31 protein-coding genes and 1 tRNA gene are annotated in these 25,442 nt (G+C 71.2%); 15 read left to right on the forward strand and 17 right to left on the reverse strand.

The genetic code is table 11. The features are described from left to right. The first annotated feature begins 148 nt into the window (after positions 1 to 148). The 4 genes from SD626R_RS06955 to SD626R_RS06970 all read left to right on the forward strand — a co-directional run bounded on the left by SD626R_RS06955 (position 149) and on the right by SD626R_RS06970 (position 1,837). Positions 149 to 775, forward strand: a complete 627-nt coding sequence (locus SD626R_RS06955) for a CBS domain-containing protein (RefSeq protein ID WP_092565083.1) — start codon at positions 149 to 151, stop codon at positions 773 to 775. Positions 776 to 846: 71 nt separating this feature from the next. Beyond that, a complete protein-coding gene (locus SD626R_RS06960) occupies positions 847 to 1,383 on the forward strand; it encodes a GNAT family N-acetyltransferase (RefSeq protein ID WP_092565085.1) in 537 nt (178 codons plus the stop codon). Positions 1,384 to 1,451: 68 nt separating this feature from the next. Then, positions 1,452 to 1,525: transfer RNA gene (locus SD626R_RS06965), tRNA-Thr, on the forward strand. Positions 1,526 to 1,630: 105 nt separating this feature from the next. Then, a complete protein-coding gene (locus SD626R_RS06970) occupies positions 1,631 to 1,837 on the forward strand; it encodes a hypothetical protein (RefSeq protein WP_092565087.1) in 207 nt (68 codons plus the stop codon). Between the two features lie 26 nt (positions 1,838 to 1,863). Here SD626R_RS06970 and SD626R_RS06975 read toward each other — a convergent pair whose 3' ends face one another. Next, positions 1,864 to 2,283 (reverse strand): universal stress protein, encoded by a 420-nt coding sequence (locus tag SD626R_RS06975; protein ID WP_092565089.1) that lies wholly within the window; start codon positions 2,281 to 2,283, stop codon positions 1,864 to 1,866. Positions 2,284 to 2,328: 45 nt separating this feature from the next. Continuing rightward, entirely contained in the window at positions 2,329 to 2,883 is a 555-nt protein-coding gene (locus tag SD626R_RS06980; protein WP_092565091.1) for a CinA family protein, read from the reverse strand. Between the two features lie 79 nt (positions 2,884 to 2,962). On the opposite strand from SD626R_RS06980, the gene SD626R_RS06985 reads away from it, so the two are divergent. The 3 genes from SD626R_RS06985 (at position 2,963) to SD626R_RS06995 (ending at position 4,405) form a co-directional block, all read left to right on the forward strand. Continuing rightward, positions 2,963 to 3,583 (forward strand): class I SAM-dependent methyltransferase, encoded by a 621-nt coding sequence (locus tag SD626R_RS06985; protein ID WP_092565093.1) that lies wholly within the window; start codon positions 2,963 to 2,965, stop codon positions 3,581 to 3,583. Continuing rightward, positions 3,576 to 4,070: a transcriptional regulator FilR1 domain-containing protein gene (locus SD626R_RS06990; protein ID WP_092565095.1), complete on the forward strand. Its 495-nt coding sequence runs from the start codon at positions 3,576 to 3,578 to the stop codon at positions 4,068 to 4,070. Before SD626R_RS06985 ends, SD626R_RS06990 begins: the two co-directional genes overlap by 8 nt. 77 nt (positions 4,071 to 4,147) lie before the next feature. Then, a complete protein-coding gene (locus SD626R_RS06995; RefSeq protein ID WP_092565097.1) occupies positions 4,148 to 4,405 on the forward strand; it encodes a DUF6199 family natural product biosynthesis protein in 258 nt (85 codons plus the stop codon). A gap of 15 nt (positions 4,406 to 4,420) precedes the next feature. Here the strand turns inward: SD626R_RS06995 and SD626R_RS07000 are convergent, their stop codons facing one another. The 4 genes from SD626R_RS07000 to SD626R_RS07015 all read right to left on the reverse strand — a co-directional run bounded on the left by SD626R_RS07000 (position 4,421) and on the right by SD626R_RS07015 (position 8,098). Beyond that, positions 4,421 to 5,107, reverse strand: coding sequence for a thymidine kinase (locus SD626R_RS07000; RefSeq protein ID WP_241996653.1), 687 nt, complete (start codon positions 5,105 to 5,107; stop codon positions 4,421 to 4,423). A gap of 95 nt (positions 5,108 to 5,202) precedes the next feature. Further along, on the reverse strand, positions 5,203 to 5,655 hold the full coding sequence (locus tag SD626R_RS07005) for a hypothetical protein (protein WP_092565099.1): 453 nt from the start codon (positions 5,653 to 5,655) through the stop codon (positions 5,203 to 5,205). Between the two features lie 27 nt (positions 5,656 to 5,682). Continuing rightward, the gene (locus SD626R_RS07010; protein WP_092565101.1) at positions 5,683 to 6,777 is read right to left on the reverse strand and encodes an amidohydrolase family protein; all 1,095 of its coding nucleotides are present in this window, start codon (positions 6,775 to 6,777) and stop codon (positions 5,683 to 5,685) included. A 67-nt stretch (positions 6,778 to 6,844) separates the two neighbouring features. Beyond that, a complete protein-coding gene (locus SD626R_RS07015) occupies positions 6,845 to 8,098 on the reverse strand; it encodes an HD domain-containing protein (RefSeq protein ID WP_092565103.1) in 1,254 nt (417 codons plus the stop codon). Between the two features lie 103 nt (positions 8,099 to 8,201). Here SD626R_RS07015 and SD626R_RS07020 point away from each other — a divergent pair, with 103 nt between their 5' ends. Then, on the forward strand, positions 8,202 to 8,606 hold the full coding sequence (locus tag SD626R_RS07020) for a universal stress protein (RefSeq protein ID WP_092565105.1): 405 nt from the start codon (positions 8,202 to 8,204) through the stop codon (positions 8,604 to 8,606). Between the two features lie 4 nt (positions 8,607 to 8,610). On the opposite strand, the gene SD626R_RS07025 is transcribed toward SD626R_RS07020, so the two are convergent. From SD626R_RS07025 to SD626R_RS07035, 3 genes are all read right to left on the reverse strand, one after another. After that, entirely contained in the window at positions 8,611 to 9,864 is a 1,254-nt protein-coding gene (locus tag SD626R_RS07025) for an HD domain-containing protein (protein WP_092565106.1), read from the reverse strand. A 13-nt stretch (positions 9,865 to 9,877) separates the two neighbouring features. Then, on the reverse strand, positions 9,878 to 10,447 hold the full coding sequence (locus SD626R_RS07030) for a helix-turn-helix domain-containing protein (protein WP_092565108.1): 570 nt from the start codon (positions 10,445 to 10,447) through the stop codon (positions 9,878 to 9,880). Between the two features lie 78 nt (positions 10,448 to 10,525). Further along, complete coding sequence (locus SD626R_RS07035; protein ID WP_092565110.1) at positions 10,526 to 11,845, reverse strand: phosphoribosylamine--glycine ligase; 1,320 nt, start codon at positions 11,843 to 11,845, stop codon at positions 10,526 to 10,528. A gap of 33 nt (positions 11,846 to 11,878) precedes the next feature. Here SD626R_RS07035 and SD626R_RS07040 point away from each other — a divergent pair, with 33 nt between their 5' ends. Beyond that, entirely contained in the window at positions 11,879 to 12,295 is a 417-nt protein-coding gene (locus tag SD626R_RS07040; RefSeq protein ID WP_241996654.1) for a glutamyl-tRNA reductase, read from the forward strand. Positions 12,296 to 12,299: 4 nt separating this feature from the next. Here SD626R_RS07040 and SD626R_RS07045 read toward each other — a convergent pair whose 3' ends face one another. Continuing rightward, positions 12,300 to 12,533, reverse strand: a complete 234-nt coding sequence (locus SD626R_RS07045; RefSeq protein WP_092565171.1) for a DUF2249 domain-containing protein — start codon at positions 12,531 to 12,533, stop codon at positions 12,300 to 12,302. Positions 12,534 to 12,718: 185 nt separating this feature from the next. Between SD626R_RS07045 and SD626R_RS07050 the strand changes: the two genes are divergently transcribed. Continuing rightward, positions 12,719 to 13,105 (forward strand): cupin domain-containing protein, encoded by a 387-nt coding sequence (locus SD626R_RS07050; RefSeq protein WP_092565112.1) that lies wholly within the window; start codon positions 12,719 to 12,721, stop codon positions 13,103 to 13,105. Positions 13,106 to 13,287: 182 nt separating this feature from the next. Then, positions 13,288 to 15,441 (forward strand): catalase/peroxidase HPI, encoded by a 2,154-nt coding sequence (katG, locus tag SD626R_RS07055; RefSeq protein WP_092565114.1) that lies wholly within the window; start codon positions 13,288 to 13,290, stop codon positions 15,439 to 15,441. 481 nt (positions 15,442 to 15,922) lie between these two features. Here katG and SD626R_RS07060 read toward each other — a convergent pair whose 3' ends face one another. Further along, positions 15,923 to 16,906 carry a nucleoside recognition protein gene (locus SD626R_RS07060; protein WP_092565116.1) on the reverse strand — a complete coding sequence of 328 codons (984 nt, stop codon included), beginning with the start codon at positions 16,904 to 16,906 and terminating at the stop codon, positions 15,923 to 15,925. A 111-nt stretch (positions 16,907 to 17,017) separates the two neighbouring features. Between SD626R_RS07060 and SD626R_RS07065 the strand changes: the two genes are divergently transcribed. Beyond that, positions 17,018 to 17,941, forward strand: coding sequence for an HVO_0234 family beta-propeller protein (locus SD626R_RS07065; protein WP_092565118.1), 924 nt, complete (start codon positions 17,018 to 17,020; stop codon positions 17,939 to 17,941). Between the two features lie 216 nt (positions 17,942 to 18,157). On the opposite strand, the gene SD626R_RS07070 is transcribed toward SD626R_RS07065, so the two are convergent. Further along, positions 18,158 to 19,108, reverse strand: a complete 951-nt coding sequence (locus SD626R_RS07070) for an aminopeptidase (RefSeq protein WP_092565120.1) — start codon at positions 19,106 to 19,108, stop codon at positions 18,158 to 18,160. Between the two features lie 177 nt (positions 19,109 to 19,285). Here SD626R_RS07070 and SD626R_RS07075 point away from each other — a divergent pair, with 177 nt between their 5' ends. Next, positions 19,286 to 20,353, forward strand: a complete 1,068-nt coding sequence (locus tag SD626R_RS07075; protein WP_092565122.1) for a type II glyceraldehyde-3-phosphate dehydrogenase — start codon at positions 19,286 to 19,288, stop codon at positions 20,351 to 20,353. Positions 20,354 to 20,379: 26 nt separating this feature from the next. Here the strand turns inward: SD626R_RS07075 and SD626R_RS16770 are convergent, their stop codons facing one another. The 3 genes from SD626R_RS16770 to SD626R_RS07085 all read right to left on the reverse strand — a co-directional run bounded on the left by SD626R_RS16770 (position 20,380) and on the right by SD626R_RS07085 (position 22,107). Further along, positions 20,380 to 20,556 carry a hypothetical protein gene (locus SD626R_RS16770; protein ID WP_176697292.1) on the reverse strand — a complete coding sequence of 59 codons (177 nt, stop codon included), beginning with the start codon at positions 20,554 to 20,556 and terminating at the stop codon, positions 20,380 to 20,382. A 133-nt stretch (positions 20,557 to 20,689) separates the two neighbouring features. Continuing rightward, positions 20,690 to 20,989 carry a WNWW family protein gene (locus tag SD626R_RS07080; protein WP_092565124.1) on the reverse strand — a complete coding sequence of 100 codons (300 nt, stop codon included), beginning with the start codon at positions 20,987 to 20,989 and terminating at the stop codon, positions 20,690 to 20,692. A gap of 122 nt (positions 20,990 to 21,111) precedes the next feature. Next, positions 21,112 to 22,107, reverse strand: a complete 996-nt coding sequence (locus SD626R_RS07085) for a hypothetical protein (RefSeq protein ID WP_092565126.1) — start codon at positions 22,105 to 22,107, stop codon at positions 21,112 to 21,114. 150 nt (positions 22,108 to 22,257) lie between these two features. Here SD626R_RS07085 and SD626R_RS07090 point away from each other — a divergent pair, with 150 nt between their 5' ends. Further along, complete coding sequence (locus SD626R_RS07090; protein WP_092565128.1) at positions 22,258 to 22,620, forward strand: DUF5518 domain-containing protein; 363 nt, start codon at positions 22,258 to 22,260, stop codon at positions 22,618 to 22,620. Positions 22,621 to 23,078: 458 nt separating this feature from the next. Here the strand turns inward: SD626R_RS07090 and SD626R_RS07095 are convergent, their stop codons facing one another. Both SD626R_RS07095 and SD626R_RS07100 read right to left on the reverse strand, forming a co-directional pair. Then, positions 23,079 to 23,552, reverse strand: coding sequence for a redoxin domain-containing protein (locus SD626R_RS07095; RefSeq protein ID WP_092565130.1), 474 nt, complete (start codon positions 23,550 to 23,552; stop codon positions 23,079 to 23,081). Between the two features lie 107 nt (positions 23,553 to 23,659). Continuing rightward, the gene (locus tag SD626R_RS07100; protein WP_092565132.1) at positions 23,660 to 24,163 is read right to left on the reverse strand and encodes a DUF367 family protein; all 504 of its coding nucleotides are present in this window, start codon (positions 24,161 to 24,163) and stop codon (positions 23,660 to 23,662) included. A gap of 523 nt (positions 24,164 to 24,686) precedes the next feature. Between SD626R_RS07100 and SD626R_RS07105 the strand changes: the two genes are divergently transcribed. Then, positions 24,687 to 25,442 carry a coenzyme F420-0:L-glutamate ligase gene (locus SD626R_RS07105; RefSeq protein WP_092565134.1) on the forward strand — a complete coding sequence of 252 codons (756 nt, stop codon included), beginning with the start codon at positions 24,687 to 24,689 and terminating at the stop codon, positions 25,440 to 25,442.

Below are 25,442 nucleotides of genomic sequence, written 5' to 3' on the forward strand. Positions count from 1 at the left end.
GGCCCGCTCTGTGGGTCGCCTATCCACCGAACCGCCCGTTCGCGGTGCTCAAAACCGTCGTTTTCCGCACCGATCGACCCACTACGTACGGAACCCGTATAACGATACCGGGGGCAGCTTTTAGCCGCTCGCAGCAGATTCTCGTCCCATGCGAACAGACACCACGGTTCGCGACGTGATGCATCGCGAGTTCCTCGGCGTGAGCGAGTCGGACCGGTTGAGCGACGCGGCGGGGCTGATGGTCGAGGAGGAGACCGACTGCCTCGTCGTCGTCCGGGGCGGCGAGTCCGTCGGACGGCTCGGCTGTCGGGGCGCGCTCGGCGCCCTTCTCGACGCAGAGGGGTCGGCAAACGGGTCGGACGGGCTCACCGTCGGCGACGCGATGGGGCCGCCGCTCCCGACGGTGGCGCCGGACGACTCGCTGGCGACCGTCGAGGAGCGGCTGATCGCAGAGGGCGTCGACCGCCTCGTCGCGGTCGAGGAGGGCGAGGCGGTCGGCGTCGTGACCGCCGGCGACGCGCTCGCCGCCGGGGCGCCCCGGACCGGCGACGGGGCCCTCGACGCCGCCGTCGGCGACGAGTCGGTCCCCGGAACCCGCCGCGGGGGCGAGGGGATGCTCGGATCGGACGGCGGCGTCGACCCGGCGAGCGAGGCCGCCACGACGGACGCCTCCGAGTCGCCGACGCAGGGCGTCTGCGAGAGCTGCGGGTCCTTGGTCCCGGACCTGGTGACCGCCAACGGACAGGCCGTCTGTCCGGAGTGTCGCGAAGTGTGAACAGCGGTCCGACCGGGACCCTCGTTCCTCGCCGGTAGCCTCATGCCCCGCCGCGTCAAACCGAAGAGCGAATGTCCGACGCCGAGGGGCCGACGATCGCGCCGGCGACGGTCGACGACGTCGACGACGTCACCGACCTGTGGATCGCGCTGGCGGAGGGCCAGCGGCGCCACGGCTCGACGCTGCTCGCCGAGCCGAATCGCACCGCGGTCCGCGAGTGGGTCGCGCGCTCGGTCGTCACCGGAGAGATACTCGTCGCCCGCGACGGCGAGGCCGACGACGACGGTCCGATCGGGTTCGTCGGCTTCTCGCTCGATCGGGAGGGGTACGAGCGCGACCGCGTCCGCGGAACGGTGAGCAACCTGTTCGTCGTCTCCGAGCGACGCGGCGAGGGAGTCGGCGCCGACCTGCTCGACGCGGCCGAACGCGCTCTCGCGGCGGCCGGCGCCGAGGCCGTCGCGCTGGAGGCGCTCGCGGAAAACGACCGGGCCCGCGCGTTCTACGCCGACCGGGGGTACGACCGCCACCGCGTCGAGCTGACGAAGCCGCTGTCGGAGTCGGCAGACGGTGACCCGACGGAAGGCGACGCCGGGACCGGAACCGAGTGACCCGGAGCGGGCGCCAGCCTCGCCGAAAGCGACACGCACTCATACGAGGCCCGAGTACGCCAGCCTGCGCCAGGGGAGCATGGGCGGTTCATGCACTCGACTTGTAATCGAGACTTCCGGGGTTCAAATCCCTGCCCTGGCTTCGCACCTTTTTTCGGATCCGCACTGGCTCGCCGGGATCCGTTTACCGAGGCTCCGCGCGAGTCCACCGGGATCCGTTTATATACACCCCGCACCGATCCGCGGTATGGATCGGACCGACACCGCCCTGCTCGGCGTCGCCGGGGTCGTCGCCGCCCTCGTCCTCGCGATGGCCTTCGCCGCGGGCGTCCTGTTCGGTCCCGAGGTGTCGGTCTTCAGGCCGATTCGGCTCCTCGCCGTCGAGCCGTTCGCGTGGGTCGTCGTCGCGGCGCTGATCGTCGCGGTCGTCGGTCACGCGTACATCGACGACTGACGGCGCGGCTCGGAACGCGGCCGGTCTCAGCGCACGACGGTCACGGGGACCGGCGCGTTCTGGAACACCGACTTCGCGACGTTGCCGACGAGGAGTCGGTCGGTGAGCGAGCCGCTGTGGGTCCCGATCACGACCACGTCGAACTCCTCGGCGCGCTCGACGATCCGGCTCGCGGGGGAGCCGACCTCGGACTCGACGGCGACGGCGACCCCGTGCTCCGTGGCGATCTCCCCCGCCCGTTCGAACACGTCCTCGGAGAGTTCCCGGACGCGCTCCTCGCTGTCGTCCGCCAGCGCGATGCCCGTGGCCGCCCCCATCATCGAGGACGGCTCGCCGACGACGTGTAACACCGTCACGTCGGCGTCGGGATGCGCGTCGAGCGCGAAGCGCAGCGCCCGCTCCGAAAGCTCCGAGTCGTCCATCGCGACGAGTACGCGTTCGACCATGGTATTCGTACGCACGCTACAGGGATAAACGCTCGCGCGCTCGGTCTACCCGGAGTGACGACCGTTCGACTCGCTCGACTCTTCGCCGTCGACCTCGCGGATCGCCCGAATCAGCGCGTCGAGCGCGGCGTCGACCGCGCCGCGTCTCACCGCGTCGCGGTCGCCGTCGAGGACGACGCGCTCGCCCCGGACGAACGACGCCTCCGTGCCCCACGGCGCCGCGTACGCGACGGCGACGTAGACGAGGCCGACGGGCTTCTCCGCGGTGCCGCCGCCCGGGCCGGCGATCCCGGTGGTCGCGACCGCCCACGTCGCGTCCGCCCGGTCCCGCGCGCCCGCGGCCATCTCCTCCGCGACCGCCGCGCTCACCGCCCCGTCGCCGTCGAGCGACTCGCGGGAAACGCCGAGCAGCTCCCGTTTCGCGTCGTAGGCGTAGGTGACGAACCCCCGGTCGAAGTAGGCGCTCGCGCCCGGAATCTCGGTCACGCGCGACCCGACCAGCCCGCCGGTGAGCGACTCCGCGACCGCGAGCGACTCCTCTCTGTCGGTCAGCAGCTCGCCGAGGACGGCCGCGGTCGACTCCGAGTCCGTCTCGTCCATACCCGCACTGCGACCCCCACGCCCGTGGGGTTTACGCTCGACCGCGCGCAAGCGCACCCATGACGGACGGTGACGCTCCGTGACCGACTGGGACGGGCGGTTCGCGTCCGGCGAGTACCCCCGAGAGCCGGAGTCGTCGCCCGTGCTGCGCTCGTACGAGCCCTCGATCCCCGACGGACGCGCGCTCGACGTCGCCGCTGGCACCGGCCGGAACGCGGTATTCCTGGCCGAGGCCGGCTACGCGGTCGACGCCCTCGACGCCTCGCGAGAGGGGCTGAGGATCATCGGCGAGCGCGCCGCGGAGCGCGGGATCGAGGACCGGATCGAACCGATCCGCGGCGACGTCACCACGTACGGCTTCCCGACCGAGGCGTACGAGCTGGTAACGATGAGCTTCTTCCGTTCCCTCGACCGCTTCGCCGACATCGCCGAGGCGCTCGCCCCGGGCGGCTACCTCTTCGTCGAGGGACACCTCCGGTCCGCGTCGCCGACACCCTCCGGCCCGAGCGACGACCGGTACCGGTTCGCGGCCAACGAGCTACTCCGGGCGGGGCTCGGGCTGACGGTACTGTACTACGACGAGGTGACCGAGGAGCGTCCCGACGACCGGCGGCGCGCCACCGCCCGCCTGCTCGCCCGGCGATCGACCGGGGGTCGGCAGTCGTACCCGCGGCGACCGACCGAGGGCGGCGATGAGTGACCCCGGCCCCGGGGAGTCGCTCCGCGCGCTCGTGGCGTCCGCCGTCGACGGGGACCTCTCGGAGTCGTCGGCGCCGATCGCCGTCGCCGAGCGCGGCGACGACCCCGGTCCCGGGACGCGACTCGCCGACATCGCCGCCGGCGACTCGATCGTCGGCGTGGTCCCCCGGATCGACCCGTCGCTCGCCCGGCGGGTCGCGGACGAGGTCGACGGGGAGGCCCGGCTGGTGTTCACGGGGAGCGCGGGCGACCGCCTCGCCGGTCCGACGGGGACCGCCGTCCGATCGGCGCTCTCCGGACGCGGCGTCGAGGCGTACCGCCACGGGGGCGACTCGCCGGTCGGCGTGCTCCTCGTCGGCGACCGCGCCGCGGTCGGGCTGTTCGACGACCGAGGGCTCGCCGCGGTGCTGTGGTCGGACGCGCCGCGCGTCCGGGAGTGGGCGGCCGCGACCTTCCGCCGGTTCCTCGCGGCCGCCGACCCGGTGTGAGGCGGCGGCGCGTCGCCGCCCGCGTGAGGGCGACGGCGGGCGCACCGCTTTTCACCGCCCCAAGCGAAGCGACCGCCATGAGAGCAGCGCTGCTCCTGATCGTCGGCCTCGTCGGAGTCGTCCAGACGCTCGCCCCGCGCCCGGTCGTGCGAGCGTGGACCCGCGTCGTCTACCGCGACGCCGGCGACGCGGAGCCCCGCGAGTGGGCCTACCTCGCCGCGCGGGCCGAGGGAGCGGTCCTCGCGCTCGCCTCGCTGGTCGGGCTGTACCGCCTCGCGGCGGCGCCGGACGACACCGAGGAGGCGCCGGCGACCGACGATCGGTCGGGCGAATAGCCGGCGGTCGCCTCTTCAGTCGTCGGTCGCGTCCGCCGGCTCCCCGGTGGTATCAGTCGATTCCCCGGACGCCCTCCCGTCGTCGGCCAGGTACGACCGGCCGCCGTCGGGGCGCTCGCCGGTCCGCAGGACGTGGCAGTCCCGACACCGGGCCTCGTACGACTCCTCGGCGCCGACGAGGATCGTCGGATCGTCCTCGTGAGCGGGCTCGCCCTCGATGAGCCGCTGGTTCCGGGAGGCGGGCTCGCCGCAGACGGAGCAGATCGCCTGGAGCTTGTCGACGTACTCGGCGGTCGCCATGAGCTGCGGGAGGGGCTCGAACGGCTCGCCGCGGAACGTCTGGTCGGTGCCGGAGACGATCACGCGGGTCCCGGCGTCGGCGAGCGCGTTGCAGACCTCGACGAGCGCGTCCGAGAAGAAGTTCGCCTCGTCGACCGCGACGACCTCCGGGTACGGCTCGTCGTCGAGGATGTCGAGGGGCCCGTCGCCCTCGTTGTCGACGACGGTCGCCTCCCACTGGCGTCCGGTGTGGCTCCCGATCGTCTCCTCGCCGTAGCGGTCGTCGACCGCGGGCTTGTACACCGCGACGGACTGCCCGGCGATCTCGGACCGGCGGAGCCGGCGCAACAGCTCCTCGGTCTTCCCGGAGAACATCGAGCCGGAGATGACCTCGATCCAGCCGGATCGAGTGATGGCGTGCATGAGCGATCGGGCCGGTGCCAGCGACTAAACCGTTTCTCTCCGGTCCCGTCGCGGCGCCGTCTATCGGTCGCGGTCACGGAGCGGGCGGCTCCCGGTCAGACGCCGCCCGCGACCGCGACGAGGACCGCTGCGGCGACGACGTAGGTCGCGGCCGAGAGCGCCCAGTCGCGGCGGATCGTCGCGAGGCGCTGCCTGGGGAGCCCCTGCGCCCGCGGGAGCGGGACGAGCGCGAAGAAGCCGACCATCAGCGCGAGCATGACCGCCGAAGCGACCGCGAGGGCGACGGCGCCGCCGCCGAGGCCGATCTGCGCCGCGGCGACGAGCCCGACGAAGAGGAGCCCCGAGCCGCCGCCGGCGACGTAGTGGACCCACGACGCCAGCCGCTCGGGGGCGTCGTCGACCGGCGTGTCGGTGAGCACGCCCGCGGCGACCCTCGGGGCGGTCGTCCCCTCCGGGAGCCGGGGCATCACGCGGTCCATCGCGAGCGTCGCGAGCAGTCCGACGACCGGCCCCAGCGCGAGGCCGGCGAGGAGCGAGAACGTGGCCATCGCGGATCGGTACGACCGCGACCGGCTTCAGTCTCCCGCCGGACCGCTCCCGCCGCCGTCGACCTCGTCGCCGCCGACCTCGTCGCCGCCAATCACGACGCGCGAGACGTCGGCGGCGCCCGCCCGCCGGACGATCGCGCGGACGAGGTCGTGCGCCCCGGCGAGGTTGTCGGAGTCGCCGTCGAGGACGAGCAGGTCGGCGTCGGCGCCGGGTTCGACGACGCCCTTGTCCAGCCCCGCGATCGCGGCGCCGTTGACGGTCGCCATCCGGAGGACGTCGCGGGCGGGGAGGTCCGCGAGCTTCGCGGCGAACTCCATCTCGCGGAACATCGATGGGGAGTCGAGCATGACGTTGTCGGTGCCGAGCGCGACGGTCGTCCGCTCCGCGAGCTCGCGGATCGGCGGCACCCCGACCTTCGTCACGAGGTTCGAGCGCGGGCAGACGACGACCGGCGTCCCCCGGTCGTCGAGGCGTTCGAGGTGGATATCCTCGGCGTGGACCATGTGGACGAGGAAGTCCGGCTCCAGATCCATTGCGGGGTTGACGTCGTCGGCGTCGCGCTCGCCGGCGTGGATCCCGAACAGCTTCCCGGCCTTGCGGGTCTCCGAGCGCACGGCGTCGAAGTCGCCGTCGCGGGCTCCCGAGGCGCCGTAGCCGTCGGCGACCGAGAGCACGTCGGGATCGTCGCGGCCGAGGACGACGGGCTCGATCGCGCGCTCGCCGAAGTCGACGCCCTCGCCGGCGACCGCGTCGCGCAGCGCGGCCACGCCCTCGACGCCGCCCTCGCGGAACTCGAGGAAGCTTCCGGTGCCGGTCGACTCCATGTACCGGAGCGTCCGCGCCATGGCCGCCACCTTCTCCTCGCGGCTCGTCGACCGGAGCAGCCGGTGTTTGAGCCCGTCCGGCGGGGCGACGAGCTCGTCGAGCGAGAGCCCCTCGCCGGCCTCCTTCGCGATGGAGTCCCCGATGTGGGTGTGCGCGTTGACGAACGCGGGGAGGATCACGTCGTCGCTCTCGACCGGCGCCTCCTCGACCCGGACGACCTCGCCGTCGGCGACCACGACCCGTCCCTCGACGGGCTCGAACGCCTCGCCGACGAGTATCGTCCCCTCCAGATGCATACCCCACGGTCGCCAGCCCGGGGTTAAAACGTCACGGGAACGGGTCGATCGGGCGGTCGCTCCGCCCTCACTCGAACTCGTCGAGCGTCGTCGGCATCGCCCCGCGCACCTCGGTCACGAGGCCGTCAGGGTCGAGTCCGAGCACGTCCGCCGCCGCGCGCCCGACGCGGTCGGTGGCCGGCTCGGGAGCGTACACGCCGAGGCGCCACTGGTTGCGCTGGGCGGTTCGCAGCGCGGAGACGAGCGGCGACTGTCGCTCCAGCCGACGCACCTCGCCGCTGACCGTCACCCGGGCGGTCGACTCGCGCATCGACGGCTCCGGCGGCACGTCCAGGATCACGTGCTCGCGAGCGACGCCGGCCTCCTCGGCGATCTCGCGCTCGAAGGCGGTCTCGGTCGCGTGGTCCGCCTCGTGGACGCGCTCCGGCACGTCGTCGTACTCGGCCCACACCGCGAGCTTGTAGAGGTCGCGCTCGTCGTAGCGGCGGGAGAGCTCGGCCGTCTCGCGGCAGTCGCGGATCGCGGCGAGGAGGTCGTGGTCGTCCATGCGCCGGAGCTCGGCGGCCGTCGTCGCCGTCGCGTCGAGCAGCTCGCTCGCGGCCCGCCGCAACATCGCCTTCGAGATGCGCGCGACGTGGTGGGTGTAGACGACTGGGTTCATCAGCGCGCGGGCGAGCAGGAGGCTCTCGGCGGTCTGGACGTTCCCCTCGTCGAGGACGAGCTCGGGGTCCGAACCGCTTTCTCCAGCCCCACTCTCCCGCTCGACGAACGTCAGCTCGCGGACGAACCGCTCGGTGTCGACGGTGCCGTACGGGACGCCGGTGTGGTAGGCGTCGCGCACGAGGTAGTCCATGCGGTCGACGTCGAGTTCGCCCGAGACGAGTCCCGCGTATCGCCCCTCGCCGGCGACGATCCCGGCGATCCGGTCCGGGTCGAGGTCGCGGTCGCGGAGGACCTCGCCGACCGCGTCGGTCGCGAGCAGCTCGCCGACGTCGTCGTGGTACTTCCCGGTGCGGCGGTGCGTGAGCGACTCCAGGTTGTGGCTGAACGGCCCGTGGCCGACGTCGTGGAGCATCGCCGCCGCCTCGATCCGCTCGGCGCGTTTCCCGCCGATGCCGAGGTGATCGAGCGCGCGGCTGGCGAGGTGGTAGACGCCGAGGCTGTGCTCGAAGCGGGTGTGGTTCGCGGAGGGGTAGACGAGCTGGACCGTGCCGAGCTGTTTGACGTGGCGGAGGCGCTGGACCGCGGGGGTGTCGATGAGCGCGGCGGCGACACCGTCGATCTCGATGTGGTCGTGGACGGTGTCCTTGACCGTGATCATGCGACCCGGTTCGGCGGCGTCGGATAAAAGCGGTGGGAGGACCGGTGGCGGCGAGCGGGAACGCCGGCCACCGTTTATATGCGTCGTCCGCGAACGTCCGCACATGTACGAGGTGCTCATGGGGATCGACAACGAGGCGGACCGACGCGCGGTCGCGCAGGCGGAGGCCGTGGCCGACCTCCCGCACGCGGCCGACGAGCTGACGGCGCACCTGTGTCACGTGTTTCAGGAGAACCCGGAGGGCGCCTCTGTCCACCAGCTGTCGGCCGTGCGGCGCGCCCGAGAGACGCTCGAAGCGGCCGGGATCACCTGCGTCCACCACGAGGCGAGCGGCGACCCGGCCGACGAGCTGCTCGCGGCCGCCGCCGACGTGGACGCGAACGCGATCTGCGTCTCCGGCCGCAAGCGCAGCCCGACCGGGAAGGCCGTCTTCGGGAGCGTGACGCAGGACGTCGTCCTCGGGAGCGACCGCCCGGTGCTCGCGGTGCCGGCGCCGCGGGACGACTGACCCGTCAGGCCCGCGCGCCGACGCCGCGGAGCCCGAGCACGTCGCGCGCGGCGTCGCCGACCGCGTCGACGTGCTCGGCCGGACAGTAGACGCCGAGCGTCCAGCGGCGGCGCTCCGCGCTCCGTAGCCCCCCGACGAGCTCGGAGGCGTCCTCTAAGCGCTGCGGGACGCCGTCGACGACGACGGCGGACCCGGACTCCTTCAGCCCGGGCCGCGACGGGACGTCGACGACGACCGCCTCGCGGTCCAGCCCGACCCTGTCGGCGATCTCGCGCTCGGCGGCGAGCTCCTCGCCGTGGCCGGCGTCGACCGTCCCCGCCGGTACGTCGGCCAGCCCGACCCACACGGCCCGCTTGTAGAGGTCGCGGCGCTCGATGCGCCGGCCGAGCTCGGGGACGGTCTCGCGGAGAGCCACGAGCAGGTCGTGGTCGGCCATCCGCCGGAACGTCTCCGCGTCGGTGTCGGTCCGGTCGAGGTAGCGCTCGCAGGCGCGCTCCAGCATCGCGCCGGCGACGCGCGAGACGTGGTGGCGGTAGACGACCGCGTTCATCAGCGAGCGCGCGACCAGCAGGCTCTCGGCGGTGGGGACGTTCCCCTCGGCGAGCACGAGCCGCGCGTTCTCGGGGTCGATCGGGTCGGCGTCGACCGAGCCGGCGTCGCTCGCCCCGCCGCTCCCGGCCGATCCCCCGTCGCCCGCGAGCCGGAGCTCGTTGACGAGGCGGCCGGTGTCGACCGTGCCGTACGGGACGCCGGTGTGGTGGGCGTCGCGCACGAGGTAGTCCATGCGGTCGACGTCGAGTTCGCCAGATATCAGGGCCCCGAGCCCGCCCTCGCCCGCGATCAGCGAGGCGACGCGCTCGGGGTCGAGCCCGTTGCGTACGAGGACCTGACACACCTCCCGGTCGGCGTCGGTCAGGAGCCACGCGACGTCGTCGTGGTCCCGCCCCGTCGCGCGCCGGATGATCCCCTCGGTCTGGTGACCGTAGGGGCCGTGGCCGGCATCGTGGAGGAGCGCCGCCGCGCGGACGTGGGCGGCGGTGTCGGCGTCGAGGTCGAACCCCTCGACGGCGCCGCGCGCGAGGTGGTAGACGCCGAGGCTGTGCTCGAAGCGGGTGTGGTTCGCGGAAGGGTACACCAGCCGGACGGTCGAGAGCTGTTTGATGTGGCGCAGCCGCTGGAAGGCGGGCGTGTCGATCAGCTCGGTCGCGAGGTCGCCGAGCCGGACGTGGCCGTGGACGCTGTCCTTGATCGCCTTCATCGTCGAACGCGCGTCACTCGTCGACGATGTCGACGCCGAGCCGCTCTTCGAGGGCGCGGACGACCGACCCGCCGACGCCCGCGGTCGCGGCCCGGGCGTCCTCCACCGCGAACAGGTCGTCCTCGTCGACATCGAGCTCCTCGGCCAGCTCCTCGACGGTGAGACCGGCCTCCTGACGGGCCGCTGCGACGTCGTCGCCGTAGCCCGAGACGAGGTACGGGAGCCGGTCGGACTCGTAGCTGGTGCCGCCCTCCTCCCAGTGCTTGGAGTCGCCGGTGGCGGAGTCGTACATCTTCGCCTGCTTGCGGGCGAGCTCCTTCTTCCGGCTCTCCGGGCCGCTCGACTCGGCGCTGGCGCCGCCGGGACTGCCGCCGGAGCTTCCGCCACGGCTCCCTCCCGACCCCGAGCCGCCCCCGCTCTCGGGCGCGTTGCCCGCGTCGTCGTGCGGCCGGCAGTCGGAGCACACGAGTAGCTTCGCGCCGGCGACCGTCGCCCGCTGGAGCTTCGTGGTCTCGCGCCCGCAGAGCTCGCAGGCGTCGCCGTCGTCGCCGCCGCCGCCACCGCCCGTCGAGTACTTCGCCATACCGCGAACGGTGGACCCGGACGGTTAAAAACTCGTGGAGGGGCGACCGCTCCGCCGGGCGACGAGGCGACGACGGGGTCACCCGCCCGCCGGTCCCAGATACCCCCACGCCTGCAGCCGGTCGCCGTCGCCGTCGACCCACCGCTCGCCGATGTCGTCGCGGTAGTACATGTTCGGCATCACGATGTCGTCGATGCGGTCGTACGCCTGTTCGCGCGCGGCTCCCATCGTCTCGCCCTTGCCGGTGACGACGATCGGCATCCCGTTGTCGCCCGCGGCCCGCCACTGGCCGTCGATCCGCTTCGCGTCTTCGAGGTGGATTCCGTCGCGGCTCTCCGTCTCGAAGACGACCGCGGCGTTCCGGGAGTTCTCGTCGTACGTCCTCCCGTCGTCGAACGGGAACGGCGGGAGGACGACGCGTACGGCGATTTGGTACCCGTTGTGCACCTCGACCTCGGGCTCGTTGCCGTGCGCCAGATCGTGGAAGAACTCGCCGGTCGAGGACTCGATCGACTCCTCCTGCAGCGCGATCGTCGGGTAGCCGAACCGCGGCGTGAACTCCAGCGGGTAGATCCCGTGCTCGTTGACGATGCAGTTGATATCGATGCTTCCGACGTACCCCTCGTCGGCGAGCCACCCCTCGAGCTTCCCGAAGGTCCGTTCGAACAGCTCGTTCTGCCCCGCCCAGAACATCGACGTCCCCATCTCGCCGGTCGAGGGGCCGATGTTCCCCGGGAAGAGCTTCTTGTGCTCGAAGTTGAAGTTCACCTCGTCGATGAACTCGCTCCCGTTGAAGAACCCGCAGACGGCGATCTCGACGCCCTCGACCTTCCGCTGCAGCTGGAAGCCCTTCATTCGGTTCCCCCACGCCTTCTCGTACGCCTTCAGCACGTCGACCACGTCGCTCCCGTCGTCCTCGTTGCCGACGTACAGCAGCCGCTTGACGTTCTGCACCTCGCCGAGCGGCTTGATAACGTAGGGTGCGGGGTTCTCCCGAACGTGCCGTATCCCCGCGTCGAAACTGTCGAAGACGTGGTGTTCGATCGTGTCGACGCCGTGGTCTTCGAGGACCTCCATCGCGTAGCCGCGGTCTTCTTCCAGGCGGTCCGTGTTCGGCGTCCCGCCGACGACGGCGTGGCCTCGCTCGCGGAGCTCCGCGGCGAGGGCCCCCGTCCCGACCTCCGAGCCGACCCAGATGTCGTCGAAGACGATGACGTCGGCCCAGTCGACCTCGGCCTCCCAGTCGTCGGTCTTCGGGACGAACCCGTCGCCGATCTCCCGGTCGCTCTCGGACTCGATGTAGTACTTCACCTCGTGGCCCTCCCGGCCGACCTGCCAGGCGAGGTCGGTGATCAGCGCGGCGTCGGCCGAAACGAACAGGAAGCGGGCGGGATCCATACCTCGGACCTCTCTCGGCGAGGACTTGAGTCTGTGGCCGTCGCGGGCGGCGGGCCGAACCCGTTCGCGGGCACCCTCACCCGCGTCGGAGCCGAGTCGATCGACGTGGCACTCGAACGCTCAGACGCGCGGTCGGAGCCGCGGACCGACGCACGGGCCGATCCGGACCGCGTCCGACGACGGCTCCGGCGCCGGGCCGAGCGGATCGAACGCCGGGAGGTCGAGGAGGCGGTCTCGAAGCTCGAGTCACGCGGCGACCTGACCGACGAGCAGCGGGGGACGGTCCGTCGCCTCGGCGCCGCTCTCCGTCGTCGGATCACGTCGCGTCCCGACGCGGCGCTGGAGCGGGCGAGTCGCGGCGGCGCGACCGTCCGCGCCCTCGCTCGACTGTTCGACGCAGAGGGAGAGGCGACGACCGCGTCGGACGAGCGGTCGCCGGGGAGCGAGTAGCCGTCTACGCCTCGGCCTTCGGGAACTCGGCGACGAATTCGTCCGGCGCCGCTCGCCGGACCTCGTACCCCTCCTCGTCGAACGCGGGCACCTCCGCGGCCATCTCGTAGTACAGCGGTTTCGGCTCGTGGTCGTTGACGATGGTGAGCGTCTCGCCGGGGTCTATCCCGTCGAACGCCTCGTGGATCCGGTCGTGTCTGTTCACCGGCGGGACGCCGCGAACGTCGAGTTTCGGCATGGCGTCCGAGCGTTCGCGACGCGCCCGCATCCCCCTTGAGACGAATACGTTCGGGCACAGCCACTCACCGCGCGGGCCCGAGGGTCCGGACGTGAGAACACCACCGACGCCGTCCCTGGAACGGAGCGAGAACGGGTACCCCAGTCAGACCGGGCGACGTGCCCCGATCCGCCGGGGTGAGTGACGTGCCGGCGACGATCTTCGACGCGGAGCGAACGGACGACGAGGAGCGGTTTTCGACGAGCGGCGTGTTCCGGAGCGGTCGGGCGAAATTCGTCTGCGGGTACTTCGAGCCGGGGCAGTTCATCCCCGTCCACGCCCCCGACAGCGACGTGGTCGTCACGGTCCAGTCCGGCACGGGCACGGTCCGCGAGGGCGAGGTCGACCACGCCGTCGCTCCGGGCGACGTGGTCGTCGTCGAGGCCGGGGGCGAGCGCGGCGTGCGGGCCGACGACGACGCGCGTCTCGAAGCCGTGCTCGTCACCGCGCCGCCGCCGACCGACGCGGAGCACGGTCCGGTCCGCGAGGGGATCCGACGCGGTGAGTTCGATCCGCGGGACGGATCGGCGTGACCGTCGCGGGCTGACGGACGTCACGCGTCCGGATACGCCGACCATGTGTAACGAAGTCATACGGATTTTGGATTGCTGAAACATATCTTCATAATGAAGAAATACAGGTTACCTTTGCCGGGATTATCTCTGTAACTTGAACACCTTTTTATCTGAGGTGACGGAAGCCTCGAACGAACCTAATGTCTCAGAAGACCAATCAGGAGTGGTGGCCCAACCAGTTGAACCTGGACATCCTCGACCAGAACGCCGGCGATGTCGGACCCTACGACGACGACTTCGACTACGCCGAGGCGTTCCGGTCGCTCGACCTCGACGAGGTGAAGGCGGACCTCGAAGAGCTCATGACGACGTCGCAGGACTGGTGGCCGGCGGACTACGGTCACTACGGGCCGCTGTTCATCCGGATGGCGTGGCACAGCGCCGGGACGTACCGGACGGCGGACGGCCGCGGCGGCGCCGACGGCGGCCGACAGCGCCTCGCCCCGCTCAACAGCTGGCCGGACAACGCGAACCTCGACAAGGCGCGCCGACTCCTGCTCCCGATCAAACAGAAGTACGGCCGCAAGCTCTCCTGGGCCGACCTGATGGTCCTCGCCGGGAACGTCGCCATCGAGTCGATGGGGTTCAAGACGTTCGGCTTCGCCGGCGGCCGCGAGGACGCCTTCGAGCCGGACGACTCCGTCTACTGGGGCCCGGAGTCCGAGATGGACACGCAGGAGCGCTTCGAGGAGCCCGGCGAGATCGAGCCGGGACTCGGCGCGTCCGTGATGGGACTCATCTACGTGAACCCGGAGGGTCCGGACGGACAGCCCGACCCGATGGCGTCCGCGAAGAACATCCGCCAGACGTTCGACCGCATGGCGATGAACGACGAGGAGACGGCCGCGCTCATCGCCGGCGGCCACACGTTCGGGAAGGTCCACGGCGCGGACGACCCCGACGAGAATCTCGGTCCGGAGCCCGAGGCGGCGCCGATCGAGGCGCAGGGGCTCGGCTGGGAGAACGACCACGGCACCGGAAAGGGCGGCGACACGATCACGAGCGGGATCGAGGGCCCTTGGACCGGCTCCCCGACCGAGTGGGACATGGGGTACATCGACAACCTCCTGGAGTACGAGTGGGAGCCCGAGAAGGGCCCCGGCGGCGCGTGGCAGTGGACGCCCACCGACGAGTCCCTCCACGGGAGCGCCCCGGACGCGCACGACCCCGACGAGAGCGTCACGCCGATGATGCTCACGACGGACGTCGCGCTGAAGCGCGACCCCGCCTACCGCGAGATCGTCGAGGAGTTCCAGGAGAACCCGATGGCGTTCGGCATGAACTTCGCGAAGGCCTGGTACAAGCTGACCCACCGCGACATGGGCCCGCCGTCGCGGTTCCTCGGCCCGGAGGTCCCGGACGAGGAGATGATCTGGCAGGACCCGATCCCCGAGGTCGACCACGACCTGATCGGCGACGAGGCGGTCGAGGAGCTCAAAGCGGCGCTCCTCGACAGCGACCTGACGCGCCGGCGGCTCGTCAAGACCGCGTGGGCCTCCGCGTCCACCTACCGCGACAGCGACAAGCGCGGCGGCGCGAACGGCGCGCGCGTCCGGCTCGACCCCCAGCGTAACTGGGAGGTCAACGAGCCGGAGCGGCTCGACGCGGCGCTGGAGACGCTCGAAGGGATTCAAGAGGAGTTCAACGCCTCGCGCGACGACGACGTGCGCGTCTCGCTCGCCGACCTGATCGTCCTCGGCGGCAACGCCGCGGTCGAGGCGGCGGCCGCGGACGCCGGCTACGACGTGACGGTCCCGTTCGATCCGGGACGGACCGACGCCACGCAGGCGCAGACCGACGCCGACTCGTTCGAGGCGCTCAAGCCGCGCGTCGACGGGTTCCGGAACTACCTCGGCGACGGCGTCGACCACCCGCCCGAGGAGCTGCTCGTCGACAAGGCGGACCTCCTCGACCTGAGCGCCACCGAGATGACGGCGCTCGTCGGCGGCATGCGCGCGCTCGGCGCCACCTACGAGGACACGGACCGCGGCGTCCTCACCGACAGCCCAGGCGCGCTGACGAACGACTTCTTCGTGAACCTGCTCGACATGAGCACCGAGTGGCGGCCCGCCGCGGAGGGCGCGGCGGACGCCGACCTGTACGAGGGGATCGACCGCGAGACCGGCGCGGTCGAGTGGGAGGCCACCCGTCTCGACCTGATCTTCGGCTCGAACTCCCGGCTCCGCGCGATCGCGGAAGTCTACGGGAGCGAGGACGCCGAGGAGAAGCTCGTGGACGACTTCGTCGACGCGTGGACGAAGGTGATGCGGCTCGACCGCTTCGACCTGGAATAGGTCGGCAGCGTTCCGTTCGTCGCGGATGACGTTTTTAAATCCGGTATCGGTCGTCTTTCCGCGGTGATCACCTCCAAAGCCTCAGCCCCCCCGTTATTCGTCGTTTTCGGCAGTAGTACGGGAGAGTCCGGTAAATACCCAGCCGCTCGGCTGTACGTCGTTGACATCGGCTCTGCAGCGACACCTCCAAAGCCCCAGCCGCGAGGGCGAGTTACGCTTGCTGCGCTCCTCGGTCGGTCGCTTTCGTCGCCTAACTCGCCCTCGCGGCTGCCCGTTTAAGTCCCACCCGCACCGCAACCGCACCTCACACCTCCCCAACCTCGTCGCTGGCGGCAGAAGCCGCCAGCGACTCCCTCGCACGCGCTCCTCGCGCCCGGTGGGCGCTCGGAGGCGCGCGCCGACCGCATTTCATCTTATACCATGTGTTCCAGAGCCGCAGCGAACCGTGTAATGATATCCGTATTATCCCACTCGACTCCCCTCACCACACCGGCGCGAGCAGCAGCGCGACCGTCGCCGAGATGAAGACGAGTTTCAGGGCGGTGTTGACGGCGATCACCTTCGTGCCGAACTCGGCGCCCCAGATCCCGTACTGGAAGGGGATCGAGCGTCGGAAAGTGGAGACTGCAAAGGAGAGGATCCCGCCGATGAGCAGGCTCGCGACGGCGGTCCGAGTGGTGAACACGCCGGCCTCGGTCCCGGCGAGCGTGACCGCCCCGGCCGCCGTGTCGAGGGTGTAGACGGCGATGACGGGGACGGCGGCGCCGGGCAGTCCGAGGACCCCGGTGATCGGCTCGGCGACGCTCGTCAGCGCCTCGACGTCGTAGTAGGTGACGAACGCGATCACGAGCGTGTAGACGACCGCGAGCCGGGGAACGATCCGGCGGAGCGTGGACCACGACTTCTCGGCGGCCTCGCGGACGCGCTCGCGGCTCGTGCGGTCGTCGGCGTCGGGCCCGCTGGCGTCGACGTCGGCGAGCGCGGCGCGGTCCACGTTGCGCTCGGAGAGCAGGACGCCGCCGGCGAGGACCCCCGTGACCGTGATCGCGAGGGCGATCCCGGCGCGCGCGGAGACGTAGGTGACCCCTGTCTCGACGCCCAAAATCGGGATCAACACGGGGATGTAGAATGTGAACACGTGCTGAACGAAGCCGAAGAACGTGTTGATGGTCACGGCGACGAGCGTCGCCCGGTCGTCGAGCAGCCCGGACTCCCGGTACTCGGCGAGCGTGGCGTAGCCCGCGGTCGTCGACGCCGCGGTCGTGAGGATCGCGGTCCCCACTTCGTCGGGGAGGTTCGCCGGTCGGGTGAGCCACCCGGCCAGCCCGGCGACGTACCGGATCAGCCCGAACGCGACCGCGACGTTGGCGGCGAAGACGCCGACGGCGATGAACGCCGCGATCCGCGCGAGCCGCGGGGCGACCTCGGCGAGCAGCGCGACGACCTCGGCGGCGACCGATTGCACGACCGGCGATACGCGGCCGCCGACCTAATGCGCGTCGAAACATGTGGGCGCCGGTCGACCTCGGTTCGCCGCTCGCGGGGCTTATGAGACCCCCGCCCGAACCCCTCGCCGATGGCACCCGCCGAGGACGACATCTCGATCGAGGAGAAGCGCGTGTTCGCCGGGACGGCGGGCCGCACCGACGCGTACGTCGCCACCGGGAGCGGCGTCGTCCGGGTGGCGCTGTCGGCCGACAAGGTCGGCGCGTTCGACATGGTCGCCCGCGAGCCGGCCCGCGACGTCGCCGTCCTCCCGCGCGACACCGCCCCGGACCTCGTCGGGGTCGCGACCGCGGACGGGCTGCGCGTCGCGCCCGTCGGCGACGACCCGGAGTTCGACCGGACCGCAGGCGAGCCGAACCCGACGGTCGCGGTCGGCGTCCACGACGGCGCGTTCCTCGTCGCGGGTGAAGACGGCGGGATCGACCGCGTCGAAGTCGACGGCGCGGATTCCGACCCGACCGCGACCTCGATCGGGACCGTGTCGGATCCGCGCGCGATCGACGGCCCCCTCGTCGCCGCCGGAGACGGGGTCCATCGGGTCAACGGGAGCCCGGGCGGGATCGGGGGTGAAGAGCTCGCCCTCACCGCCGTTGGCCTCGACGACGCCCGCGACGTGGCGGGGGCCGGGATGCCCCTCGCGGCGACCGAATCGGGGCTCTACTGGCTCGGCAACGGCTGGATGACGGCGTTTGAGGGAGCGGCGGAGGCGGTCGCGGCCGACGGCGACGGCCACGCGATGGCGGTCGTCGACGGCGAACTCCGAGTCCACGCCGGCGACGCGGCGGGAACCGAGGTCGCGGAGTGGGACGCCGAGACCTGGCGGGTCGCCGATCTCCCTGTCGACGAAGCTGCAGTCGCGCTCGGCTACAGGCCTGGGATCTCCGTGGCCGTCACCGCGGTCGGCACGCTCTGCGTCGACGCCGGCGACGGCTGGCGACACCAGGTGGTCGGCGTGCGAGACGTGGCGGGCGTCGCGCTCGCAGTCATTGACTGAATCGGCGATCGATGATAAACGGTTGACCTCGCGGTGAACACCTCCAAAGCCCCACCCGACCGCACCGCAACCGCGTCCTCACGCCTCCCCAGCCTCGCCGCTCGCTGCACTCGCGGCGTCCCTCGCGCGCGCTCTTCGCGCCCTTCGGGCGCTCAGAGGTACGCGCCACCGCATCGTTCATTTATAAATGAACGACTCGATTCGGTCTGACCGGTCCTACGCGGTCGGCAGCTCGATCTCGTCGCCGTCGGCGTAGACGGTCGGGTCTCGGAGGATACCGTCGAGGTGGATCGGGGCGTCCGTCTCCCCGCCGATGCCCGCGTTGTCGCCGATCGCGATGTGGACGGTGCCGCCGGCTTTCTCGTCGAGGAGGACGGAGCCGACCAGCTCGTCGACGCCGACGTTCGTGCCGATGCCGAGCTCCGCGAGGTTGTACGCGGCGTCGCCGACCGATTCCGCGGCCGCCTCGACGTCGGCGCGGATCGCGTCATCGTCGATGCTCGTGACCTGCCCGCCCTCGACCTCGAACGTGAGCTCTCGGTTCTCGCCGAGCAGCCCGTGGGGCATCATCGTCCCGTCCACGACGAACGTCCCGGTCGCGGTCTCCGGAGCGACGAACACCTCGCCGGCGGGGAGGTTCGAGAAGTCGCCGGGGTCGCGCACCATCCCGGTGTCCGAGAGCCACTCGCGGTCGCCGATCCCGAACGCGATATCGGTGCCCGCGGGCGAGGTGACCCGGACCTCGTCGGCGCCGGCGACCTGCGCGAGCACGTCGTCGCACGCGGCCTCGATGGCGGTGTAGTCGGCGTCGAGCCCCGTGGCGAACACGTCCTCGGTGATCCCAGGGAGCGTCGCGCCGCGGGCGCTGGCGTCGCATGCGGCCCCGCGAGCGCGGGTGTGGCTGAGGCTCTTCGTCGTCGGCGCGAGGAAGGCGTCGCTCTCGGCCATCGCGGCCGCCACGGGCGCGGGCGGCTCGGTGCCGTGCTGCTCGGCCGGCGGGTACCTGAGGACCGTCGCGTCGTCGGTGACGGCGCTCGCGGCCTCGTACAGCGCCTCGCCGATCGGTTCGCGCTCGTCGTCCGTGACGACGACGACCGACTCGTCGGGCCCGACGTTCAGACACTGATTTACGGCGGTCGCGGCCGCCTCGGAGAGGTCTGCGCTCATACCTGATTTTCGGGCCTCGCGGGCGTAAGTCCTTCCCATTTGTTTATATTTACTCCCTTTCGAAACTCAGTTACATGCTCACGTCGAGCGAATTAACGGACCGATTACTCACGGCGTAGTTAATTTCTTTTTAAACTCCTCGAAAAGATTATCCCGGTACGGAATCGAGTGAATTCCATGATACGCGTGGGCGTCAACGGGTACGGGACGATCGGCAAGCGGGTCGCGGACGCGGTCGCGGCCCAGTCCGACATGGAACTCGTCGGCGTGACGAAGACGAGCCCGAACTACGGCGCCGAGGCCGCGATCCGGCGGGGGTACGACCTCTACGCCGCGATCGACGACCGCGTCGACGAGTTCGAGGCCGCCGGGCTCGGCGTGACGGGAACGCTCACCGACCTGCTCGACGCCGTCGACGTCGTCGTCGACTGCTGTCCCTCCGGCGTCGGCGAGCGCAACCGGCCGACGTACGAGGCTCACGGCGTACCGGCGATCTACCAGGGCGGCGAGGACGCCGACATCGCCGACGCCTCGTTCAACGCTCGCGGGAGCTACGAGGCCGCCCGCGGCGCCGACTCGCTCCGCGTCGTCTCCTGTAACACGACCGGGCTCTCTCGGATCCTCGCGCCCCTCGACGAGACCTACGGCGTCGAGAAGGCGCGCGTGACCCTCGTCCGCCGCGGCGGCGACCCGAGCGAGACCGACCGGGGACCCATCAACGACATCGTGCCCGATCCGACGACGGTCCCCTCACACCACGGCCCAGACGTGAACACGATCCTCCCGGACGTCGACGTCGACACGACCGCGCTGAAGGCCCCCGTCACGGCGATGCACACCCACAGCGTCAACGTCACGCTCGACGAGGAGCCGAGTACAGAGGCGGTCAGGGACCTCCTCGCCGGCGAGGGGCGGGTGTTCCTGATCCCCGAGAGCGCCGGCATCGACGGCGCCGGCGCGCTGAAGGACTACGCCGCCGACATCGGGCGCCCGCGCGGCGACCTCTGGGAGAACTGCGTCTGGGAGGAGTCGATAAGCGTCCAGGGGCGGGACCTCTACCTGTTCCAGAACGTCCATCAGGAGGCCGACGTCGTCCCGGAGAACGTCGACGCGGTCCGGGCGCTGGCGACCGACGCGTCCCGCGCGGAGTCGGTCGCGCGGACCGACGAGTCGCTGGGGATCGGTCTCGACAGCCTGCTCTCCGACGGCGGCGCCGCGCGGAGCCCGCTCGCCGCGGACGACTGACGGCCCCGCAGATCCGGTACCCGCCCTTACTCCGACGGCAGCGTCACCAGGAACGTCCGCCCGCCGCGACGCTCCAGTGCGACCTCGCTCCCGCGTACCCGATTCATGCGAACGCGGTCGGCGATCCGGTCGGTTCGACAGTCGGTGACGTCCTTCCGGGTCGGCGCCGCGTACTGCGGCCGGTCGTGGGTAGTCGCGCTCATGGACCGAAGTTCGGGCGGAACGCACCTATAAGCGAGCCATCCCCGGAGTGAAACTGAAAGTGGAAGCGTCGGCGGCGAACACCGTTGATTTCGCTCTCGACTTCGATCCCGACCCTCGTCCCGCGCTCCGAACCTACCGGCGGAGCCCCGCCTCCTCGTCGTCTTCGACGAACCGGACCGTGAAGTAGTCGTACCCGCCGTAGGCGGCTTCGAGCGCACCGAGCCACCAGTTCCAGCGCTCGACGAGCGAGGAGCCGTCCGGCGCGTCGTCCAGGTGGTCGACCACGCCGGAGACGGTGAGCGCGTGCCCCCGGTCCTCCGAGGGCCGGCCGGAGTCCGCGAGGTCGCAGGCCGCCCGGGCGACCGCTCGCCGCTCGGCCTCGGTGCCGCCGAACGCCTCCGCCAGCGCGCTCTCCAGACGAGTTCTGTCCATAGAGAGCCGTACGGTCGCCGGGTATATGAGTCGCGTGGTAGGGGGTGGCACGTCCGGTGTCGACGACGGTCGAAGTCCCCTTCGCGACCGCCTCGCGGCCGGGCCGTGAGGCCGGTCGGGATTCACAGCCGTGCCGCGAGCGCGAGGAAGAGGAGGCTGAACGGCGCCGTCAGGAGCGCCAACAGTATTCCGGCCGTCGTCTCGCCGGCCGCGACGGCCATCGCGAGGCCGACGACGAGCGAGGCGGAACCCACGATCGCGAGGATGACGCGCTCCGGGACGCTGGCCCGGTCCGGTCCGTCGCTCCGCGCGAGCACCGCGGCGAGCCCCCGTTCCACCTCGTCCGCGAGTTCGGTCGGAACGAACAGCCACGGCGTCGAGCGGTACCACGCGTTCCCGCGGTACGCGAGCAGGAAGACGGTCGTCCACGGGAGGTCGATCCGGCGCGTCCGGATCACGCACCCGAGGTCGTCCGATCGCGTCCGGTCGTGGCTCCGGTAGGTCCGCTCGATCGTTTCGGCCGTCGGGTCGAGTCGCGCGTCGGTCCCCTCCGTCCGAGCGAGCGCGGGGAGCACTACGAACAGGGAGACGACGAGCGGGGCCAGCCCCGGGGCGGCCCACGCCCCCGGTCCGAGCGCCGCCGCCCCGACCGCGAGCGCGGCGCCCGCTCCGAGGAGCGTCCATCCGAGCCGGAAGTGAGAGGGATCGAACGAGCCTCCGCCGAGCGGTGACAGGAGCTCCCGCCGGCGTTCAGGGGACATGCGATCGTACGCGATCAGCAGGTAGAACAGCGACGCCGGGCCGCCGACGAACAGGAGCACGGCGAGCGCCGACGCTTCGGTCGGTATCTCCCCGCCCGCCGAGAGCGAGAGTGCGAACGCGACGGCGACGGCGAGCGCGAGGAGGAGGGCGGCGCCGACCGCGACGAGTGTCGCCCCGAGCGCCAGCGACCGCAGGCGCTCGAAGCGGACCGGTCCCCACTCGATAGGGTTCATATCGGTGTCGGGGTTGGTGACGGTACCGGGGCGGGTGGCGGAGTCGGCGTCGGGATCCGTCTCGCGGTCTCCGTCCGCTGACGGCCGGATCCCGTCGATCGAGGTGTCGGACGTGGAGGGCACGGGCACTCGTTGGCCCGGTGAAGGCTTAAATTCCGGTCGTCGCACCGATCGTCGACGCGGCGTCGGCGGAACCGATCCGCTCGCGTTCGGGTGTCGGCGATGCGACAGAAGCGGCGGCGACTACTTCCCTCACGACCGACTACCGGGAGTATGACAGACTGGCGCGCCGTCGGCTACGGGTTCGTCGTGATGCTGATCGCCGGACTGCTCGCGACGTTCGCTCCGGTCGTCGGACACGTCGGCGCGGGGCTGATCGGGGGGTTCGTCGCCGGCTACGTCGCCGGCGGCGGTCTCCTCTCCGGGACGTGGCACGGCCTGCTCGCGGGGTCGGTGAGCGGGGTCGTCGTCACGCTCCTGCTGGCCGCGTTCGGCGGGCTCCTCGGCCTCGCCGGCGGTCCAGTCGGGAGCCTGCTCGGCGGTGCGGGGGTGCTGGTCGTCGGGCTGTTCGTGACACTGCTGTTCGCGATCGACTCGGCGCTCGCGGGTGCGATCGGCGGCGTGCTCGGGGACTGAGGTCGCTCTCTGAAGCCACAGATTGAGTGCTCGATGAGTGCGTCTTGCCGTCGGCGCGCGCCTTCGAGTGGGCCATCGGCCCACGAGGAGCGCGCGCGAGGGAGGCAGCGGTCCGGCGTGGCTCGCCCGCGCCGGGCCGTCTGCCGAGGCTGGGGAGGCGTGAGGCTGCGGTGATTGCGGGCGGGTGGGACTCAAAGGGGCAGCCGCGAGGGCGACGTAGGCGACGCAAGTACCGCAGGGAGGGAGCGAACAAAGTGAGCGACCGACTGAGGAACGCAGCGAGCGTACGTCGCCCTCGCGGCTGGGGCTTTGGAGGTGTTCTCCGTTACAGCGACTGCAACGACGCATAACCGAGCGACTTGGGGTTCGGACGCGTTCGTCGTCGATCGACTGATAACCGCTTATGAACGAACGGCCGAGGAAGTAGTCACAATCCCTACTCCCCGATCGGCTTCGTCCTATGCGCTCTCAGCCGCGTCGAGGACGGCGTCGTAGTCGGGCTCGTTGGTCGGGTCGTCGGCGACCCAGTCGTAGACGACCTCGCCCTCCTCGTCGAGCACGAAGACGGCGCGGTTGGCGATCCCGTGGAGCCCCAGCTCGGCGATGTCCATCTCCAGGCCGTACGCCCGGATCGCGTCGCCGGCCATGTCGCTGACGAGGTCGAACTCGATCCCGTGCTCCTCGCGGAACGCGCCCTGCGAGAACGGGGAGTCGGCGCTGATTCCGAAGATCGTCGCGCCGGCCGCCTCGAAGGCGTCGGCGTGCTCCTGGAACGCGATCATCTCGTTCGTGCACGGCGGGGTGAACGCGCCGGGGAAGAAGGCGAGCACTACCGGACCGTCGCCGAGGTGGTCGCCGAGCTCGAACGGTTCGTGGTCGCTCGTGCCAATCGTCGCGGAGATGCCGGGTGCGGTGTCACCAGTGGAAACCATCGCCTCACAGTAGGAGGGATTCGTGCAAAAGGCTTGCCGCACCCCCGTTCGGATCCGGTATCCGCCTCGACCGCGAGGCGCGCTCGGGAGGGGCGTCCGCGCCGCGGCTACTCCCGGTCGAGGTACTCCTGTTGGATCGCGACGATCCCGGCGGAGTCCTCGCAGTCGGCGTACCGGCGGAGCGGCTCCTCGTTGAGATCGAGGAACGTCTCGCCCCACGTGAACTTCGCCATGATCCGTTCCGCGTGGTCGTGCTCGCCCAGGATGTGAAGGGCGGCCGCGAACGCCTCGACGGTGGTGAGCCGCATCGGACGCCCGAAGTTCACGGGGTTGGCGGCGACGAGGTACGGGAGCGCGCGGTGCTCGCCCGGGAGGGTAAACTGCTTCTCGCCGGCAGACTCCCACGAGCAGTCGAGCGCGACGAGCGCGTTCTCGCGCGCGAGGTCCGCGTCCGCGGGCGAGAGCGCGCGCTCGGCGTGGGGGTTGAGCACGACGCCGTAGGGCGTCGCGCGGTCGGAGCGGTGGAGTTCTGTGAGGTCGAACCGCGCGAGCTTCCGGGCCGTGCACTTGTCTGGGTCGTCGTCGCCCTCGTACCGGACGTGCAGGTCCACGTGTACGAAGTCGTCTGAGTCGTTTATAAGATGTGCGGAGCGGGAGGGGACACGCAAGACTATCACGCCGCTCATTTATAAGCAGCTGACAGCAGATCGGCGGTGACCACCGCCAAAGCCCCAGCCGCTCGGTACTCTGCGATCGACTACTCCGCGGTGACCACCGCCAAAGCCCCAGCCGCGAGGCGGACGCACGCTCGCTCCGATCCTCAGTCACTCGCTACGCTCGTTCCCTGTGGTCCTTGCATCGCCTGCGTCCGCCTCGCGGCTGCCCCTTTGAGTCCCACCCGCACCGCACGGCATCCTCACGCCTCCCCAGCCTCGTCAGTCGCCAAAGGCGACTGACTCCCTCGCGCGTGCTGCTCGGCCGCGAGGCGGCCTCGCAGGCACGCGCCACCGCATTCATTTATAAGTGGGCGTCGCTGCCGCCGCCGATGCGTTCGCCGCCCGCTTTCCGCGTCTGATACCGTCAAACCGGCCCGGTACCGGCGGAGTTTTTCCTCGTCGCTACCCACGGGGATGTATGGAGCTGTTCGCCGTCCCGGACCTCCCGGAGATCCGGGAGGGAGACGACCTCGCGGCCATGATCGACGAGCGCGTCGACCTCCGCGGGGACGATGTCGTCGTCGTCGCCAGCACGGTCGTCTCCAAGGCCGAGGGGCGGACGTTCGACCTCTCCGACTTCCCGGCCGGTCCGCGCGCGAACGAGGTCGCCGATCGGCTCGCGGAGATCTCGGGCGAAGAGCGGGACCCGCGCTTCGCGCAGGCCGTCATCGAGGAGTCGACGGAGCTGATCATGGAGGCCCCGTTCCTCCTGACGGCGACGCGGTTCGGTCACATCGGTGTCAACGCCGGGATCGACCGGTCGAACGTCCCCGACGGTGACCTGCTGCTGCTCCCGGAGCGCCCCTCCGACAGCGCGGCGCGGATCCGCGACGGGCTCGCGGCCGATCGCGTGGTCGTCAGCGACACCTGCGGGCGCCCGTTCCGCCACGGCCAGCGCGGGGTCGCGATCGGCTGGGCCGGCCTGCCGGCGGCCCGCGACTGGCGCGGCGAGCCCGACCGCGACGGCCGCGAGATGGGCGTCACCGTCCAGAACGTGATTGACGAGCTCGCGTCGGCGGCGAACCTCGTCGCCGGCGAGGGCGCGGGCGGCACCCCGGTCGTCGTCGTCCGCGACTGGGCGTTCGGCGACCACGAGGGATCGGACAGCCACTTCCGCGAGGTCGAGGGCGACTTCGTTCGTCAGGCCCTCCGCCAGTGGACATTCGACGAATAA

It is taken from the genome of Halorubrum sp. SD626R (genome assembly GCF_001261915.1).
Taxonomy (GTDB): domain Archaea; phylum Halobacteriota; class Halobacteria; order Halobacteriales; family Haloferacaceae; genus Halorubrum.